Source organism: Planctomicrobium limosum, assembly GCF_051465645.1.
Taxonomy (GTDB): Bacteria; Planctomycetota; Planctomycetia; order Planctomycetales; family Planctomycetaceae; genus Planctomicrobium.
The window spans coordinates 4,713,938-4,729,525 of the sequence record NZ_CP195790.1 but is presented as its reverse complement, the minus strand read 5'-3'; the positions used below and the strand labels follow the sequence as shown (position 1 = coordinate 4,729,525).

Annotated in this window: 12 protein-coding genes; 8 read left to right on the top strand and 4 right to left on the bottom strand. The window is 53.5% G+C overall.

The window, feature by feature from the left end:
- The first annotated feature begins 101 nt into the window (after nt 1-101).
- The 7 genes from hemQ to fusA all read left to right on the top strand — a co-directional run bounded on the left by hemQ (nt 102) and on the right by fusA (nt 6,295).
- Nucleotides 102-947, top strand: a complete 846-nt coding sequence (gene hemQ, locus SH527x_RS17895) for a hydrogen peroxide-dependent heme synthase (RefSeq protein ID WP_437192046.1) — start codon at nt 102-104, stop codon at nt 945-947.
- A 164-nt stretch (nt 948-1,111) separates the two neighbouring features.
- Nucleotides 1,112-1,438 carry a hypothetical protein gene (locus SH527x_RS17890; protein WP_437192045.1) on the top strand — a complete coding sequence of 109 codons (327 nt, stop codon included), beginning with the start codon at nt 1,112-1,114 and terminating at the stop codon, nt 1,436-1,438.
- 110 nt (nt 1,439-1,548) lie between these two features.
- Nucleotides 1,549-2,376: a TatD family hydrolase gene (locus tag SH527x_RS17885; RefSeq protein ID WP_437194650.1), complete on the top strand. Its 828-nt coding sequence runs from the start codon at nt 1,549-1,551 to the stop codon at nt 2,374-2,376.
- Between the two features lie 55 nt (nt 2,377-2,431).
- A complete protein-coding gene (locus tag SH527x_RS17880; protein WP_437192044.1) occupies nt 2,432-2,791 on the top strand; it encodes an STAS/SEC14 domain-containing protein in 360 nt (119 codons plus the stop codon).
- Between the two features lie 308 nt (nt 2,792-3,099).
- Nucleotides 3,100-3,471, top strand: a complete 372-nt coding sequence (gene rpsL, locus SH527x_RS17875) for a 30S ribosomal protein S12 (RefSeq protein WP_437192043.1) — start codon at nt 3,100-3,102, stop codon at nt 3,469-3,471.
- A 170-nt stretch (nt 3,472-3,641) separates the two neighbouring features.
- On the top strand, nt 3,642-4,115 hold the full coding sequence (rpsG, locus tag SH527x_RS17870) for a 30S ribosomal protein S7 (protein ID WP_437192042.1): 474 nt from the start codon (nt 3,642-3,644) through the stop codon (nt 4,113-4,115).
- Between the two features lie 104 nt (nt 4,116-4,219).
- Nucleotides 4,220-6,295: an elongation factor G gene (gene fusA / locus SH527x_RS17865; RefSeq protein ID WP_437192041.1), complete on the top strand. Its 2,076-nt coding sequence runs from the start codon at nt 4,220-4,222 to the stop codon at nt 6,293-6,295.
- A 206-nt stretch (nt 6,296-6,501) separates the two neighbouring features.
- On the opposite strand, the gene ybeY is transcribed toward fusA, so the two are convergent.
- The 4 genes from ybeY to SH527x_RS17845 form a co-directional block, all read right to left on the bottom strand.
- A complete protein-coding gene (gene ybeY / locus SH527x_RS17860) occupies nt 6,502-7,008 on the bottom strand; it encodes an rRNA maturation RNase YbeY (RefSeq protein WP_437192040.1) in 507 nt (168 codons plus the stop codon).
- Complete coding sequence (locus tag SH527x_RS17855) at nt 7,008-9,362, bottom strand: HD family phosphohydrolase (RefSeq protein WP_437192039.1); 2,355 nt, start codon at nt 9,360-9,362, stop codon at nt 7,008-7,010. The genes ybeY and SH527x_RS17855 overlap by 1 nt, the downstream gene beginning before the upstream one ends.
- Nucleotides 9,363-9,415: 53 nt before the next feature.
- Nucleotides 9,416-10,372: a PhoH family protein gene (locus tag SH527x_RS17850; RefSeq protein ID WP_437192038.1), complete on the bottom strand. Its 957-nt coding sequence runs from the start codon at nt 10,370-10,372 to the stop codon at nt 9,416-9,418.
- A gap of 635 nt (nt 10,373-11,007) precedes the next feature.
- Nucleotides 11,008-12,765, bottom strand: a complete 1,758-nt coding sequence (locus SH527x_RS17845) for a glutamate mutase L (RefSeq protein ID WP_437192037.1) — start codon at nt 12,763-12,765, stop codon at nt 11,008-11,010.
- Nucleotides 12,766-13,164: 399 nt separating this feature from the next.
- Here SH527x_RS17845 and SH527x_RS17840 point away from each other — a divergent pair, with 399 nt between their 5' ends.
- Nucleotides 13,165-15,513 (top strand): CARDB domain-containing protein, encoded by a 2,349-nt coding sequence (locus SH527x_RS17840; RefSeq protein WP_437192036.1) that lies wholly within the window; start codon nt 13,165-13,167, stop codon nt 15,511-15,513.
- The last annotated feature ends 75 nt before the right edge of the window (nt 15,514-15,588 follow it).

Sequence of the window (15,588 nt, the reverse complement as noted above, 5' to 3'; positions counted from 1 at the left end):
AACAGATCCGCAACCATCATCCAATTCCCCTGCGTTAAGCAGGTTGTGATACACCGATTCACGAACTGCTGTCGCCCCCGCAGAAGAGAACAGGATTTCCCATGAGCCGCCCAGGTCACTCCGCTGAACCTCTGCCAGAACCAACAACAGAACTCAAGGCTGGCTGGCACTGCCTGCATCTCTACTATGCAGTGAATCAGTCGGTCCTCAACTCGCTCTCAGCAGAAGACCGTGCTGCTGGAGCCGCGGAATTGAAAGAAATTCTCAACCCGGAAGGCCCTCTCGCCACCGAGCGACTGCTGTCCTTTGTCACCTCAGGCCATCGTGCAGACTTCGGCCTGATGCTGCTCGACAAAGACCCACTGAAGATCGACGCCATCAAGCATGCGATCCGCTCGTGCAAACTCGGCCCGGCACTGACTCCAACATACTCATTCGTCTCGATCACCGAAATTTCTGAGTACGTTCCAACTGCAGAGCAGTACGCAGAAAAACTTCGCAACCTCGGAGCGAGCGACGAAGACCCCGCCTACCTCGCGAAGGTGAAAGCGTACGAACAACGCCTGCCAATGATGAACCAGCAACGTCTCTATCCAGACGCTCCTGCATGGCCAGTCATCTGCTTCTACCCGATGAACAAGATCCGCCATCCGAACGCCAACTGGTACCAGCTTTCGTTTACCGACCGCAGCAACCTGATGGCCGAGCATGCGACATCTGGGATCAAATTCGCCGGGAAAGTGTCACAGCTAATCACCGCTTCAACCGGTCTCGACGACTGGGAATGGGGTGTCACACTCTGGGCTCGCACTCCTGATTTCGTCAAGGAAATCGTCTACACGATGCGATTCGACGAAGCGAGCGCCCGCTACGCAGAGTTTGGCCCATTCTACATCGGGTATATCAAGACTCCAGAAGAACTTATTGCCCATCTGCGATTGGCATAGCCACACGAGACCTTCAGGTCTTCACCTGCCATCTTCAATCACCAAAGCTTCCCCGACGGAGACCACTCCCTCGGGGAAGTTTTTTATTTACGGCGATGTTCGAAACGAGTCCGACGACTGCTGTATAATCGACACCAGCACTTCCACTGCTCAAGGAGACGTGAATGAAGATCACTTGCCACTGCGGCCATCTCATTCCGGACCAGACAGACTCGCTCCCTCACAAAGCACGCCTGATTCCCGACCAGAACTGGGAACAACTTCTGGAACGAATTGAATCGGAAGTCCTCGGCAGACTGGCCGCCCAGAAGATCGATGTCGAAGCAGCCTCGATCACTCTGCTGACACTGCTGTCGAAATCCACGCGCCTCATGTACCAGTGCAATCCGTGCGGACGACTGTATCTCAATGATGCTCAGGGGACATTGCACTGCTATCACCCCAACACCAAAGTAGACTCACTCTCAATCCTGAAGCCATCGATTGCCTGAACTCCAGACAGGCCACGCACATTGACGCAATAAGGGCAGACAAACGCGACTATCATACTTATGATAGATTCGTCCCCGGCGATCTTGCCCCAGAACTGATGACCAAGTCCATGTATTACATCGATCCACACGTTCACATGGTTTCCCGCACGACCGACGACTACGAGCGTATGGCCCGTATGGGATGCGTCGCGGTGAGTGAACCAGCATTCTGGGCAGGGTTCGATCGTGGAACTGTTGAAGGTTTCCGCGATTACTTCAACCAGTTAACAGGATTCGAGCCCAAACGTGCTGGCTGGTCAGGGATTCAACACTTCACCTGGCTCTGCATTAACGCCAAAGAAGCGGAGAACGTCTCACTCGCCAGAGATGTAATTCAGATGATCCCGGAGTTCATCAATACTCCTGGCGTTCTCGGAATCGGAGAAATCGGGCTCAACAAAAACACTCCCAACGAATCAACCGTCTTCCGCGAACATCTCGACCTCGCAGCCAGACTGAACGAACTTGTCCTGATTCATACTCCACACTTGCAGGACAAGTACAAAGGGACGCGGATGATCGTCGATATGCTCAAAGAGCGGAACGACATTCCCAGTCATCGAGTCTGCATCGACCATGTCGAAGAACACACGGTCAAGATCGCCAAGGACAACGGGTTCTGGTGCGGGATGACACTTTACCCGACAACCAAATGCACACCGGCTCGGGCAGCAGATATTATTGAGCGATTCGGAGAGGACCGCATTCTGGTCAACTCGGCTGGCGACTGGGGACCAAGCAACCCGCTGGCCGTTCCAGACTTCATTCAGGAAATGAAGAAACGCGGACACTCCGACGCAAAAATCAAACGAGTCGTCTACGACAATCCATTGGAATTCTTCAGCCAATGCAGTCGTTTTCAGTTTACCCCTCCGGAACAGCGCACTCAGGCCTGACCTCGAATGTGATCTCCGGAATACTTTCCCTCTGCCTGCTTACAAGGAAAATTCAATGCCAGTTGAAGTCCACGAAGGCCACAATGGGATTTATCTGGAGATCCATCTTTCCGGAAAACTGACCACCGAAGACTACCAGCACTTTGTCCCTGTGATTCAGCAACGAATCAAGGACCAGGGCAAAATTCGACTGCTCGTTTCCCTGAAGGATTTCCACGGGTGGACGGTTGGGGCACTCTGGGAGGACACCAAATTCGACTTCTCGCACTTCAGCGACATTAACCGACTGGCAATCGTCGGCGAGTCAAAATGGGAAGCAGGGATGGCAACTTTCTGCAAACCATTTACGACAGCGAAGATCAAATACTTCGACCAGACAGACATTGCAGCGGCCCAGAGCTGGATTCAGGAATAACGGCAGCATGCGATTTCCCGCGACAGGGACCTTGCTTTTCCCTTCGCGGAACCTGTAACATTGCCGTTAAACCATTGTCTTACAGCCACTTGCGCTCCAGTCACATCGAAACGGACGTCGAGACGAGGCCGCAAAACCTGCAGCATCAGGCAAATCCTTCCCAGATTGCCGATCTGACAGAACGGCTCTCGTTACGCTTGACCGCGTCTCTCGTCCGTATTAAAGTTTTCGATTCCTTACTCGCCGCGCCAACAAATTGGTGTGCGGCGTTGTCCATTTCGTACTGAAAAGACGCGACGAACGGATCCATGCCGACAATCAACCAATTGGTCCGCAAACCCCGCAAAAAGCAGACCTCCAAAACCAAAACACCTCTGTTGGAAGGCTGCCCGCAGAAGCGCGGGGTCTGCTTGCAGGTTCGTACCATGACGCCGAAGAAGCCGAACTCGGCTCTTCGAAAGATCTGCCGCGTCCGGTTGTCTAACGGTAAAGAACTGACAGCGTACATCCCAGGGGAAGGCCACAACCTTCAAGAGCACTCCATCGTGCTCGTCCGCGGCGGTCGTGTTCGCGACTTGCCAGGGGTTCGCTACAAAGTCGTTCGCGGGGTGCTCGATACACTCGGCGTCCAGAAGCGACGTCAAGCCCGCAGCCGTTACGGGGCCAAGCGTCCTAAATAGGTCGCTCCCCAGACTCCGGAAGTGCATTAAGCGAAGTTATCACGACACCAGCAATTTCGCTGGTGGAGTAAGATCGATCTGTCGTGCAGATCGTAGGTGCTGGTTGTGTTTTTCCAGCGCTGTCTGAATGCCGTGACTCGCAATGAAATTGAGATTGTTGAAAGCAAGCAATGGCTAAGAGTTTTACAGCCAGCAAAGCCCAGTTGAAGCCAGATCCGCGATACGGATCAAAACTGGTCACCAAATTCGTCAACTGCCTGATGTATGATGGCAAGAAGAGCGTCGCCTTCGGTGCGTTCTATGATGCCATGGACATCATCGAAAAGAAGATCACCGACGTTCCTCCTTCTGAGGTCTTTTCTCAAGCAATTGAGAACGTAAAGCCTCACATGGAAGTCCGCTCCAAGCGAGTCGGGGGAGCAACCTACCAGGTTCCAACCCCAGTGAGCAGCCGTCGTCAACAGGCTCTCGCAATTCGCTGGATCCTGGAAGCCGTCCGCGGTCGCAAAGGGCGTCCAATCGCTCAGTCTCTCGCTGATGAGTTCATTGCCGGCTACCGTCGCGAAGGTATTGCAATGACCAAACGTGAGAACGTTCACCGTATGGCAGACGCAAACCGCGCATTCGCTCACTTCGGCTGGTAAGCCTTTAGAGCGAGTTGCTCACAACGGAATTGTGATATAGCTGCACGCATCTTGTGTGCAGCTATATTTGTTTTCAGACCGTCGTATTCAGCTGGTAAACTCGGATGCCCGTCCCAATTCAAACACTGCGGAATCTCGGCATTATCGCTCATATCGACGCCGGGAAAACGACAACCACAGAGCGAATCCTCTTCTATGCTGGAGCGATCCACAAGATGGGGAATGTGGATGACGGGACAACAGAAACCGACTTCGACCCAGAAGAATCCAAACGCGGAATCACGATCTATTCCGCAGCCGTTACGTGCAAATGGAAGGGAGTCACGATCAACCTGATCGATACTCCGGGACACGTCGACTTCACAGCAGAAGTCGAGCGTTCTCTCCGCGTTCTCGACGGCGCGGTCGTTGTTTTCAGTGCTGTTGAAGGTGTCGAAGCCCAGAGCGAAACGGTCTGGCGGCAAGCTGACCGATACAAAGTCCCGCGACTTTGCTTCATCAATAAAATGGATCGCATCGGCGCAAGCTTCGAGCGCACTCTCGATCAGATGCGAAAACGCTTGAAAGCAAATCCAGTCCCCCTGACCATTCCAATCGGGGCGGAGCACGGCTTCTCAGGGATCATCGACCTGATCCGCCGGAAAGCCCTGTATTTCGATTCAGCGTCTCAAGGACGGGAGATTCGGGAAGAAGAGATCCCGGACGATTACAAAGAGATCGCAGAAGAATGGCGGTCGAAACTGATCGATGTCGTCGCTGAACGTGACGATGCCGCAATGGAAAAGTTCTTCTCTGAAGGCGATCTCGACCCGGAAACAATCCACCGTATCCTTCGAGCCGCAACGCTCGCTGGTGAGATTCAGCCGACCTACGCCGGAACATCACTTCACTATGTCGGAGTGCAACCGATTCTGGATGGCGTTGCTGAGTACCTGCCAAGTCCACTGGATGTTCCTCCCGTTAAAGGAATCAATCCGAAGCCGAAGAAGAACGAAAAGGCGGAAGTCGAACGGCATGCAAGCACCAAGGAACCACTTGCCGCGCTGATCTTCAAGATCGTCGCCGATAAGCATGCCGACCTGTGCTTTGTTCGCGTCTATTCAGGCGTTCTGAAGTCTGGAACCCGCCTTCTCAATCCTCGTACAGGAAAGAAGGAATTCTGCAGCCAGATGTGGCATATTCAGGCCGACTCACGCGAGAAGATTGAAACCGACTTCGTCGAAGCGGGAGACATCTGCGGAATCATCGGGCCAAAAGACGTCGCTACTGGTGATACCCTGTGCGAACAGAATGATCAGATCCTGCTGGAATCGATCACGTTCCCGGAAACCGTGATCTCGATGGCGGTCGAACCGGAAACAAACGCCGACCGCAAAAAGCTGGAAGATGCTCTGGTTCGTCTTGGACGCCAGGACCCCACATTCAAAGCCAAGATCAACGAAGAAACAGGACAGACTCTCATCTCAGGGATGGGAGAACTGCACCTTGAAATTCTTCGAGAGCGATTGCAGCGCGACTTCCATCTGAACGTTCGCGTCCACAAGCCGCGTGTCTCTTACCGTGAGACCGTGAAGAGTAAATCGGAAGCAGAAGAAACCTTCCAGCGATCGACTGGCGGCGAAACCGCATTTGCCAGCGTTCGCGTGCGTGTCGAACCATTCGATTCCGAACAACCAATCACAGTGATCTCTGCAATTCCGCCTGACACAATCCCATTCGAACTCGAAAACGTCGTTCGGGAAGCAGTGAAAGACTCTGCTCAATCAGGCGGGATTCTTGGTTATCCCATCATCAAAACGAAGATCACGATCCTGCACGTTGGTTACCGTCCCGGCGAAACGACAGAAGAAGCACTTCGGGCGGCAGCGACATATGCCGTGCAAAGCGCTTTGACGAAGGGCGACATTGGCCTGCTGGAACCGATCATGAAACTGGAGGTCGTCACTCCAAGTGAATTCGTTGGAAACATTCAGGGAGATCTGAACCAGCGCCACGCGAAGATCTTTGCCAGCGAGCCTCGGGACCACCTCACCGCTCTGCAGGCCGAAGTTTCATTGGCCAAGATGTTCGGTTACTCATCACACGTTCGCAGCCTCTCACAAGGCCGCGCTTCGTTTTCGATGGAACCACTGAAGTACGATTTCGCACCGCAGTCTGTTCTTAATGAGATGTTGAACTAGACCGTATCGGCCTCTCAGTGGCCGCGCGCAGCGACTTTCTCGAATGAAGAAGGCGGAATCCCGATAACACAGAAGAGAGCGTCTCACCAATGGTGTGTCACTCTTTTCTGTTGGCTACCGGTGCTGATTGAACATCATCGGCAGCGCTCGACCTCTGGTGTCTGCAACGCAACTGCCAGACAGGTCTCACCACTTCGAGGGAGGCTCTATTCTGCTGGCAGAGACGCTGCATCGTAGTGCGGAGTGAGCCCCCAGAGCTTCAAAATCTCCTGCTCACGGCGTCGCATATGCCCCTTCTCACCGTCGGTGAGATCATCGTATCCACAAAGGTGCAGTAACCCGTGAACGATGTAGAGAGCCAATTCTTCCTGTGGCTTCCAGCCATGCTCAGGAGCCAATCTCATTGCGGTTTCAGCACTGACGACCAGTTCCCCGTCCAGTACGAGCCCCTGCCCTCTGGGTGCACTCGGGTGAGCATCCAGAATACGGCCTGACTCATCGGCCGAATAAACAAAGCTGACGACATCGGTTGGATAGTCGTGCTGCAGATGCTCGCGATTCACTTCATGAATTGCAGGATCATCAACGATGGCCAGCACGATTTCTGCAGCCGACACCTGCTCTGCTTCCAGAGTCATCCGCGCGACGGTCAACACCCACTCTTGGTCAATCTCAAGCAGCGACTGCTCGTTGACCAGTTCGATCTCCCACATCAGGCGGTCCGCGCTTCCTGGGTTTCTGGATACTTGATTCGACCGTGATAAAACGCGATCAAAGACTTGGTTATCGAATCCTGAATCATGCGAATATCAGACATCTTCAAATCGCACTCATCGAACTGATCGTCCAGCAACCGACGCATCACGATATTACTCACAAGCGATTCGATTCGCTTCGGGGTTGGCTCGGTCAATGTCCGGCAGGCACTCTCGCAGGCATCGGTGATCATCAAAACACCGGCCTCTTTCGTCTGAGGCTTCGGCCCGGGATATCGGAACGAGGACTCTTCTGCATCGCTGCGATGGTCCGGTGTACATTCGGCAATTCGAGTCGCTTCACGGAAGAAGTATTCGACCAGAGTCGTTCCGTGATGCTGTTCAATCAGGTCAATAATCGGCTGTGGCAATCCGTACTGTTCGGCCAGATCCGCTCCGTCTTTCACATGCCCAATGATGATCAGCGTACTCATCGCCGGGTTCAACTGTGCGTGACGACTGACAGACCCTTCCTGCACGTTCTCAATGAAGTACTGCGGCTTCAGCATCTTCCCGATGTCATGGAAGTACGCCCCCACACGGACGAGCAGACCATTTCCACCGATCCGTTCAACGGCACGCTCCGCAATACTTGCGACAGCATTCGAGTGGTTGTATGTCCCAGGTGCAAGGCGAACCAGTTCCTGAAGCAATGCATGTGATGGATCGCTCAACTCCAGAAGCGTCATGTCCGTCACAACGCCGAACACTTTTTCAACGAACGGCAAACTCCCTGCGACAAGATAGCCAGCGACCATGCAGAGGGCGGCTCCCTTGGCACTCATCACGAGGAACTGAGTATTTCGGTAGACTTCACTTAACGACTGTGCTTCCACAACCGCGGCAGCGAAACTGATCACAAAATACGTCAACGCCGAGATAAAGCTGATCTTGATCAGGGTGGCTCGAGATGAAACGCGACGCAGTGGGATAATTGCTGCTGCCGATGTCGCCAGCAGTACCAGAAAGTCTTCCAGGCGTCCCGTTGTCGACATGGTCAACACAAGTGCCAGCGAGAAGGCTGTCAGTGTTGCCAGGAACTGATTATATGCAACACCGATCAGCAACACGACAGTCAGTAACGGAACGATTTCCGCTCGCAACGGGTCAAATGAAACAAGCCGTCCGATGAACGCCGTTATCACAATCGCGGTGCAGTATGTGACCAGTCGGCCGACATCTTTCGCGAGCTTTGGCTCGTTTCCGATGATGTAGTAGCCGTTCAATCCCGCCAGTACGAGCACCATCAAAAAGATAATGCTCATACGGGAAAAGCGGGCGCCCCAACCGATCTGCTTTTCTGCTGCTTCGTATTCGTCCTGCAGCAGAGTCAATTTGTCGGCATCGACCGTCCCCTTTGGACGAATGAGCGTATCCCCTTCGATATATCGAATCAGGCGAACTTCCACATTGTCTCGCGCCTTGCTGATTGCAGACTTGGTGGCTGCCTGATCAAAGCGAAGAGTCGACTGGGCTCGCTTGAACAGCCAGTAAGAAAGCGCTGGCTGAATGTCTTTTTCCAGGCTGGGATACTTTGCCCAGGAACGCCCCAACTGCCCTGCTTCGTTCAACTGGTCCTGCAGTCGCACCATTGGCAACAACACATCACGGCCAGTTCGATCAGGCTGATTCTCGTCGACAACCAGAATTCGCTTGTCTGGAGAAATCCCGAGCCGTACATCTTTCGGGTCGATGATTCCGGTATCGAATAGCGGATCAATGAATTGCGCGAACTGCTCCACCATCGTATCGATACGACGCTGAGCCATTGACTGATCCGGGCCGACGATTGCGGCACGCAGTTTTTCAAAGCGATCTTCAGGAGACTTCGCCCCATAACGTTCGACGGCTTCCTTCGCTTTTTCCGTCTGCGGAACGATGGTCGTCAGACCGAAATCATCGAGAGTTTCGGCATTCAATTTCGACAGGGAATCTGCTTGCGCAATATCCCCCAGGCCGGCCCGAAGTTCATCAGGCAATGATTGCAGCGGCGTCGGATTATTTCTGAAGATGAGCGCGACACCTTCTTCAGCACGGTCGCGAGCACGTTCAGTTTCTTCCCGATCTTCCCGCTCAAAAGCAATCTTAGCGCTGATTCCATGCGGAACGTAATCGCCAAGCCGGTATGTAAAGGGAGCCTTCCAGCTCTGCAATGCAATTACCAGCAGAAGCGATTCAATGAACACGATCCCTAACCGCAGCTGCAAGCCGCGGTTCTGGAATAGATTCCCGATGCGCGTCCACACCGTCTGAGGACGGCGAAGTGCGACCGAGCGTGGAACACGACTACGTTTAGGGCCAATGCCGAACATTGCGTTCAGTCTCTTTCTGAATCCAGAAAGAGCTTTGCTCCTTTTGCTCAGACTCAGTTGCGAGGTCGGGAATCAGGTTGGTCGTAAGCTTTGACAATCTCACGTACCAGTCGATGACGAACGATGTCGTCCCCACCCAATTCCACCAGCGTCACACCGCTAATCCCTTTGAGTCGGCTGATTGCATCATTAAAACCAGATTGAACATCTTCCGGCAAGTCCGTTTGCGTCGGGTCACCTGTCACAACAATCTTAGATCCTTCTCCCATTCGAGTGAGAAACATCTTCATTTGTGTGGCAGTGGTGTTCTGCGCTTCGTCCAAAATAATAAACGTATCATTAAGAGTACGGCCTCGCATGAACGCCAGCGGGACGATCTCGACAACATCGTTTTCCATATACAGACGAACCTGCTCAAAGTTGAGCATATCGTTCATTGCATCCAGAAGTGGTCGCAAGAACGGGTTCACTTTTGCCAGCATATCACCTGGCAGGAACCCCAGCTTTTCACCAGCTTCAACCGCAGGACGAACAAGCACGATGCGGCGGACCTGTTCGGAACGAAGGGCATTCACTGCCATCGCAACGGCCAGATAGGTCTTTCCGCAACCAGCTGGTCCTCCGCAGAAAATCAGGTCGTGCTTGCGAATCGCATCGACATAGCGCTGCTGACCAGCGGTACGTGGGCGAATCTTTTTGGCTTTTTCAAACAGGTCGATCTCAGAGGCCTGACCGTTTCCACCTCGCGGAGCGTTGCCTGCAATCAGCCGCGTGACCACTTCATCATGGACGACACCATCACGACGCAGGACATCCCGCATCTGTCCAAAAATGGCAGCGGTTTTCTTTACCTGCTCGCTCTCTCCTTCGAGCACAATCGTGTCGCCTCTCAGGACAATACTCGTTCCCAGAGACTCGCGAATTTTGCGAAGGTGAGCATCAGCCGGCCCGAACAGGAGCCGCGCTTCATCTGAACGTGTCAGAGAAATTGTCGTTGTCGTGTTGGACATTCAATTGCCAGAAAGAACTGCACACGCTTCATTCACATCGGAGACAACATCGGCCTCCAACAAGAGGGCGTGTCTCTTCGACGTTTTTCAACCGGACCAGATCACTCTGGTTTTCAGCAAAGCAGACACCAAGTCTACTCGTGCTATTCAATTCAAATGAAGCGTCTGTGCTCTGTAATGCAGCCTTTGTACATCCAAAGGCCCAACAAATGAAGAATGCTCGTCACCCAACTCGTTCACTTTGCTTTCGGCGTTCATGCCGTCATGCAGCAAAAGGTATTTCCCTGCAAACCTACCTCAGTAAACGCTTCGTGCAATTTTAAGTGTCCCGAAGACCGTTGGAAAGCTCCAAACACAGGAATCGTCGAAGAGCTCATTTCGTCACAATTAGACACATCCATTCACCAGAAAACAACTTACAAAACAATCACTCAAATCCACGCAGGTTGATCCATCTCTGTTTTACCTTGGCAGCCGGTTTCCACTGGGATAAATGGTTCGTGACAGTCGGTGGAATTAAGCATTTTTGATGCCATCCTCACCTCCAGAACACCAGCTGAAAGCAACACAACTTCCAATAGAGATGCTGCTGAAGTCCCAACCGTCAACGCCGGTCGCACCCCACCTGTCAGGTTCTATGTTCCAGGCCACAGAGGACGTCCTCTGGCATCGAGAATGACCCCGACAGTTCCGCCGCGAATTTCCGCAATCAATGGCTTTCCCGGTCCTGCTCCAAGATCGACTCCACGAACGGGTCTCAGGTTCACTGTCGCTGTTTGTCCTTCTCCCAACGAAAAGTGTTTTAACTCTCCGAAGTGAATTGATCCCGCATCGTTCAATGTGTCACCTGTGAAGACATATTCAAAGCAAGGGCGGCCCGGCTTCGCGCGACCTTTTGCCGCAATTGATGTCCCCAGCATGATCAGGCAATCGCGTTCAAACACCTGCATTGCTGCTTGAGGATGGACGGACGCCAAAACGCCGAGGTGAGGCATCATGAAGATGCTGTCTTTAGCCAGCTCGGTGATCCCTTCAGGTTCGAAAGCATCCAACAGCATCATGGCCGTTTGTTCCATCTTCGGAGCGTGAGACAAGACGCCCCCGGAAGCAACCAGAAGATTCAACGCCATGTTATCGACGAGTGAGTTCCCACCTGACTGCTGGGAGAAGGTGTCCCCAACTGTCCGTTGCTGTTGAACCCCTTTTAAAGTTGTCGCAAACGCTTTGTGCTGAAGATACGCCAATCGCAACGCTTCTCGAGCGACGGCCTGTTCAAAATCAAGAGCTTCTTCAGTCTGTGGAATGGTGGTCGGGCGGATCATCTTATTCTTGACCCGATTTCTCAGCTCACGCTCATCCATCTTCTGATGAACCCAGCGCAGCACGTTTGCCATCCCGGCTTCTGCACACACATTGGAGATCGAGTAGCTCATCCCGAGATTCGCACTCACGGTCCGATTGAAAACCGGAAGCCCATCTGGTCCTCGAAAGACACTGAAGACATCCGTGGTCGCTCCCCCAATATCAACCCCGACGCAGTTGATGCTTCTGACCTCCGCGATCTTCTGCAGAATGTCACCAACCGCCCCTGGGGTCGGCATGATCGGAACGTCTGCGAGTTCCATTAACTTCCCGTACCCTGGCGCGTGCGCCATCACATGTTCGAGAAAGCATTCATGAATTTCATCTCTGGCTGGAGCAAGATTCTCACGCTCCAGCGTCGGACGCACATTCTCAACTACAGACAGTTTGACGCTCTCGTCGAAGGTTTCTTTGACCTCGTCCACGGCATCATGATTGCCTGCATAAATCACAGGGAGCGAGAAATTCGAACCAAAGCGAGGCTTGGGCCTGGCTGGTGCAATCAGTTCGGCCATCTGAACAACGTGTTTAACTGTTCCGCCATCTGTTCCCCCGGCCATCACAACCATATCCGGTCGCAACTCTCGAATCAGTTGAATCTTCTCGTGCGGTCGGCGTCGATCATTGGACGCAAGCAGATCCAGCACGATCGCCCCGGCTCCTAAGGCTGCACGTTCCGCACTCGCAGCGGACATTTCCTTCACAACCCCAGTCACGAGAATCTGCAGTCCCCCACCAGCACTGGAGGTCGAGATATAGAGGTCGCAGCCTTCATTCCCGCGAGCCGGACGAATCAACTGACCATCGTCATCCACGAGACGTCGACCAGCCAGCTCCCCGACTTCCATTGCGGCGTTAATCACCCCGACGGTGACATCGGCAACCGGTTCCTCAACAGTCGTAGGTGCTTCCCCACGCCAGGTCTGTCGGTAAACGCCATCGATCTTTTCAATCAGAATCGCCTTCGTCGTCGTGCTTCCACAATCCGTCGCAAGAATGACGTTGAGCTCATCTGGATTGAACGAGGTCATGGATGCTTCCATTCAAGACGCTTCACGAAAAAGACTGAGAGAAAAAAGGGAGTGCAACCAGACACTAAGCGGACACTCTTCTCATCTGATCAAAAGATCGGGTCCCATCCTACAAACTCCTGCCAGCGAGAATGTCACCTCAAGGTCTCGCTTCCGATGAAATCGGCAAAAATTGCCGGTAAGAATCCCCCGACTACAAACCGCTTCGACTGAAGTAAAACCCGTCGACTACGACAGTTTTTCGAGAAAGATTCACAAAAAAGCAAAACAATCGACACTTTCAACTCAAGCGGCACGATCAACACTGCCGATTCCATCAGATAGCGAGGGAACTCGCCATTTTTTCGGCAACTGCAAATAGGGATTTTGCACGCCGGCGAACGAGCCAAGGAGAGAAAAATGCGACGCGGAGCCTACATTTTGGCACTGTTGGGACTGTCCGTGCAATCCGCTGTTGGTAATGACATCAACAGCGTTGGAACCGCACGAACGACTCCATCCGCTCGACCTGAAAGCCTTGGGGCGTCGGCGACCAATCCACCACAACGCTTCAGCCGTAAGGCCAGCGGAGCAGAAGACAGCAACACAGAGCTGAAAAACTACTATCAGGAACTGTTTGGAGACACTCCTCCAACCGGTCATACCCGATCTACCCTGTCAGGTACTCGCCCTGCAACGTCCGGGATCGCCGCAGAAGCAACCGTCGGCACGTCAGCACCGGGGACAGCTGCAATCAAAACAGGAGCGGCAGGCTCGGCCGCATCTGCTTTCGCCACCCCAGGTGCAGCAAAAGCAGGATCAGCAACTCCCGGCTCAACAACACTGGGTTCTGCAACACCAGCTCAGGCAGAAACCATTACCAGAGTTTCTGCGATCAAGCCGGCTCAGCCAGCAACAGTCGCCGCTCCGTCAGTCATCTCGCCAGCAGGTGCTCCGGCTAAAGCGACAGTTTCGTCCGAAGGGGAAATTATCCACGCGGACTATAAGGCGAAGCCAAATGGTGAAAGCACAATTCAGCAGGTTCGCGGTGACGCTGGAAACGCCCGACCGTTTCCAGGTTCCGAGTTCGCTGCCGGAAGTCCGGTGAAAATGGATCCAACTCCATTTGGAGCTTCAACAACTCCCGCAACAAAACCGGCTGCAACTCAAACAGCTGTCAGCCCGACTCAAGAGATTCCATCGACTGGTCGCGGGTCAGTGACCTTCAGCAAAACAGGAGTTGTTTCATCAGCTCCAGCAACTGCTTCGGCCACAAACCCGACCGCTCCTGAATCGGCAGTCATGCCGTCTGCAAAACGCACAAGCAGTTTTGCCGCAGCATCTCCAGCAGCCACTCGACCTGGCCCGCAAACAACTTCGGTCACGTCCGCCACAGTGACGACAGTCGCAACTGCTCCAACAGTGCTTGTCGAATGGCAGAAGCAATCCGAGATCAACGTTGGACAGGAATGCAGCTGCATTCTGCTTGTCAAAAACGTTGGACAGTCCGCAGCACATGATGTCGAAGTTCGAGCAGTCTTCCCTAAGAATGTTCGTCTCAGTGGTGCAGTACCTGCCCCGGCAACGAGCGAATCGTTCCTGGGATGGCAGTTCCCTGAACTCGCCGCTGGTGAAGTCCGGAAAATCGAAATCTCGATGGTCCCGATGGAACGTGGTGACATTCAGGCCCGTGCAGACGTCCGATTCACAGGAACAGCGAAAGGCACCTTTGCCGTCGCTGAACCAATGCTCAACATTCAGGTTGAAGGTCCACGACAGGTGATGGTTGGCGAAGCGGCCTCCCACGTTGTCACGATTTCCAACCCAGGGACAGGGATCGCCAGCAACGTTCAGATTGAGGCCATCATTCCAGAAGGTCTTGAACACGCTCGAGGCCGTCGTCTGCTGATGGAACTCGGTAACCTGACCCCAGGTGAATCCCGCAGTGTTCGTCTGGCACTGACAGCAATGAAAGGTGGCGAGCACCAGCTGGCAGTTCAAGCGAAGTCAGAAGCCGGTCTCGCTCGCTCCGCTGAATCGAATGTGACTGTCATCGCCCCAATGCTGGCGACATCCATTCAGGGACCAGGACTGCGTTACCTCGGACGACAAGGGGTCTACACGATCACCGTTCAGAACGATGGTGCCGCTGCAACCGACAACGTTCAGGTGCGATACAAAGTCCCGGCTGGCTTTGAATTCGTCAGTGCAGATCGCGGAGCCCAGTTCGATCCAGCAACAGGACTTGTCAGCTGGTTCGTTGGCCGCGTCGAGAAAGGTCAGGCAACTGAAATCCGTGCAACACTTGTCGCTCGTCAGGCTGGTGAATTCAAACACCAGATTCGGGCAACATCAGAACACGGTGTCATTGCTGACGCAGAATGCCTGACAGCCGTCGAAGGAACATCTTCACTCTCCATCGCTGTGAAGGACACTGAAGACCCTGTCGAAGTCACGAGCAAGACCTGCTACGAAATTCGGGTCCGAAACGAAGGTTCCGCTGCTGCCCGCAATGTCGGTCTGGTCTGCGAACTTCCTTCTGGCATGGAATACATCAGTGCAGAAGGTCCTGTCGAGTGCCTGAACGAAGGTGGTAAGCTTCTCTTCCGCAACATCCCAGAAGTGGCAGCCGGTCAGACAATCACCTTAAAGGTTCATGTCGCCTGTGCTGTGCCTGGCAGCATGCGATTCCGGGCACACTTGTCCAGCGAATCGGTCGCCGATCCCCTGACAGCTGAAGAACTCACCAAGTTCTACGGCGAGCAATAATCAATATCAACGTCTCAATACGAGCACGTGTCATTCAAAAGGCCATCGTTCAATCGAACGGTGGCCTTTTTTCGT

Bases quoted from the DNA above. Each gene is read 5' to 3' on its own strand.
- hemQ (WP_437192046.1), top strand. From the start codon at position 102: ATGAGCCGCCCAGGTCACTCCGCTGAACCTCTGCCAGAACCAACAACA.
- SH527x_RS17890 (WP_437192045.1), top strand. From the start codon at position 1,112: ATGAAGATCACTTGCCACTGCGGCCATCTCATTCCGGACCAGACAGAC.
- SH527x_RS17885 (WP_437194650.1), top strand. From the start codon at position 1,549: ATGTATTACATCGATCCACACGTTCACATGGTTTCCCGCACGACCGAC.
- SH527x_RS17880 (WP_437192044.1), top strand. From the start codon at position 2,432: ATGCCAGTTGAAGTCCACGAAGGCCACAATGGGATTTATCTGGAGATC.
- rpsL (WP_437192043.1), top strand. From the start codon at position 3,100: ATGCCGACAATCAACCAATTGGTCCGCAAACCCCGCAAAAAGCAGACC.
- rpsG (WP_437192042.1), top strand. From the start codon at position 3,642: ATGGCTAAGAGTTTTACAGCCAGCAAAGCCCAGTTGAAGCCAGATCCG.
- fusA (WP_437192041.1), top strand. From the start codon at position 4,220: ATGCCCGTCCCAATTCAAACACTGCGGAATCTCGGCATTATCGCTCAT.
- ybeY (WP_437192040.1), bottom strand. From the start codon at position 7,008: ATGTGGGAGATCGAACTGGTCAACGAGCAGTCGCTGCTTGAGATTGAC.
- SH527x_RS17855 (WP_437192039.1), bottom strand. From the start codon at position 9,362: ATGTTCGGCATTGGCCCTAAACGTAGTCGTGTTCCACGCTCGGTCGCA.
- SH527x_RS17850 (WP_437192038.1), bottom strand. From the start codon at position 10,372: ATGTCCAACACGACAACGACAATTTCTCTGACACGTTCAGATGAAGCG.
- SH527x_RS17845 (WP_437192037.1), bottom strand. From the start codon at position 12,765: ATGACCTCGTTCAATCCAGATGAGCTCAACGTCATTCTTGCGACGGAT.
- SH527x_RS17840 (WP_437192036.1), top strand. From the start codon at position 13,165: ATGCGACGCGGAGCCTACATTTTGGCACTGTTGGGACTGTCCGTGCAA.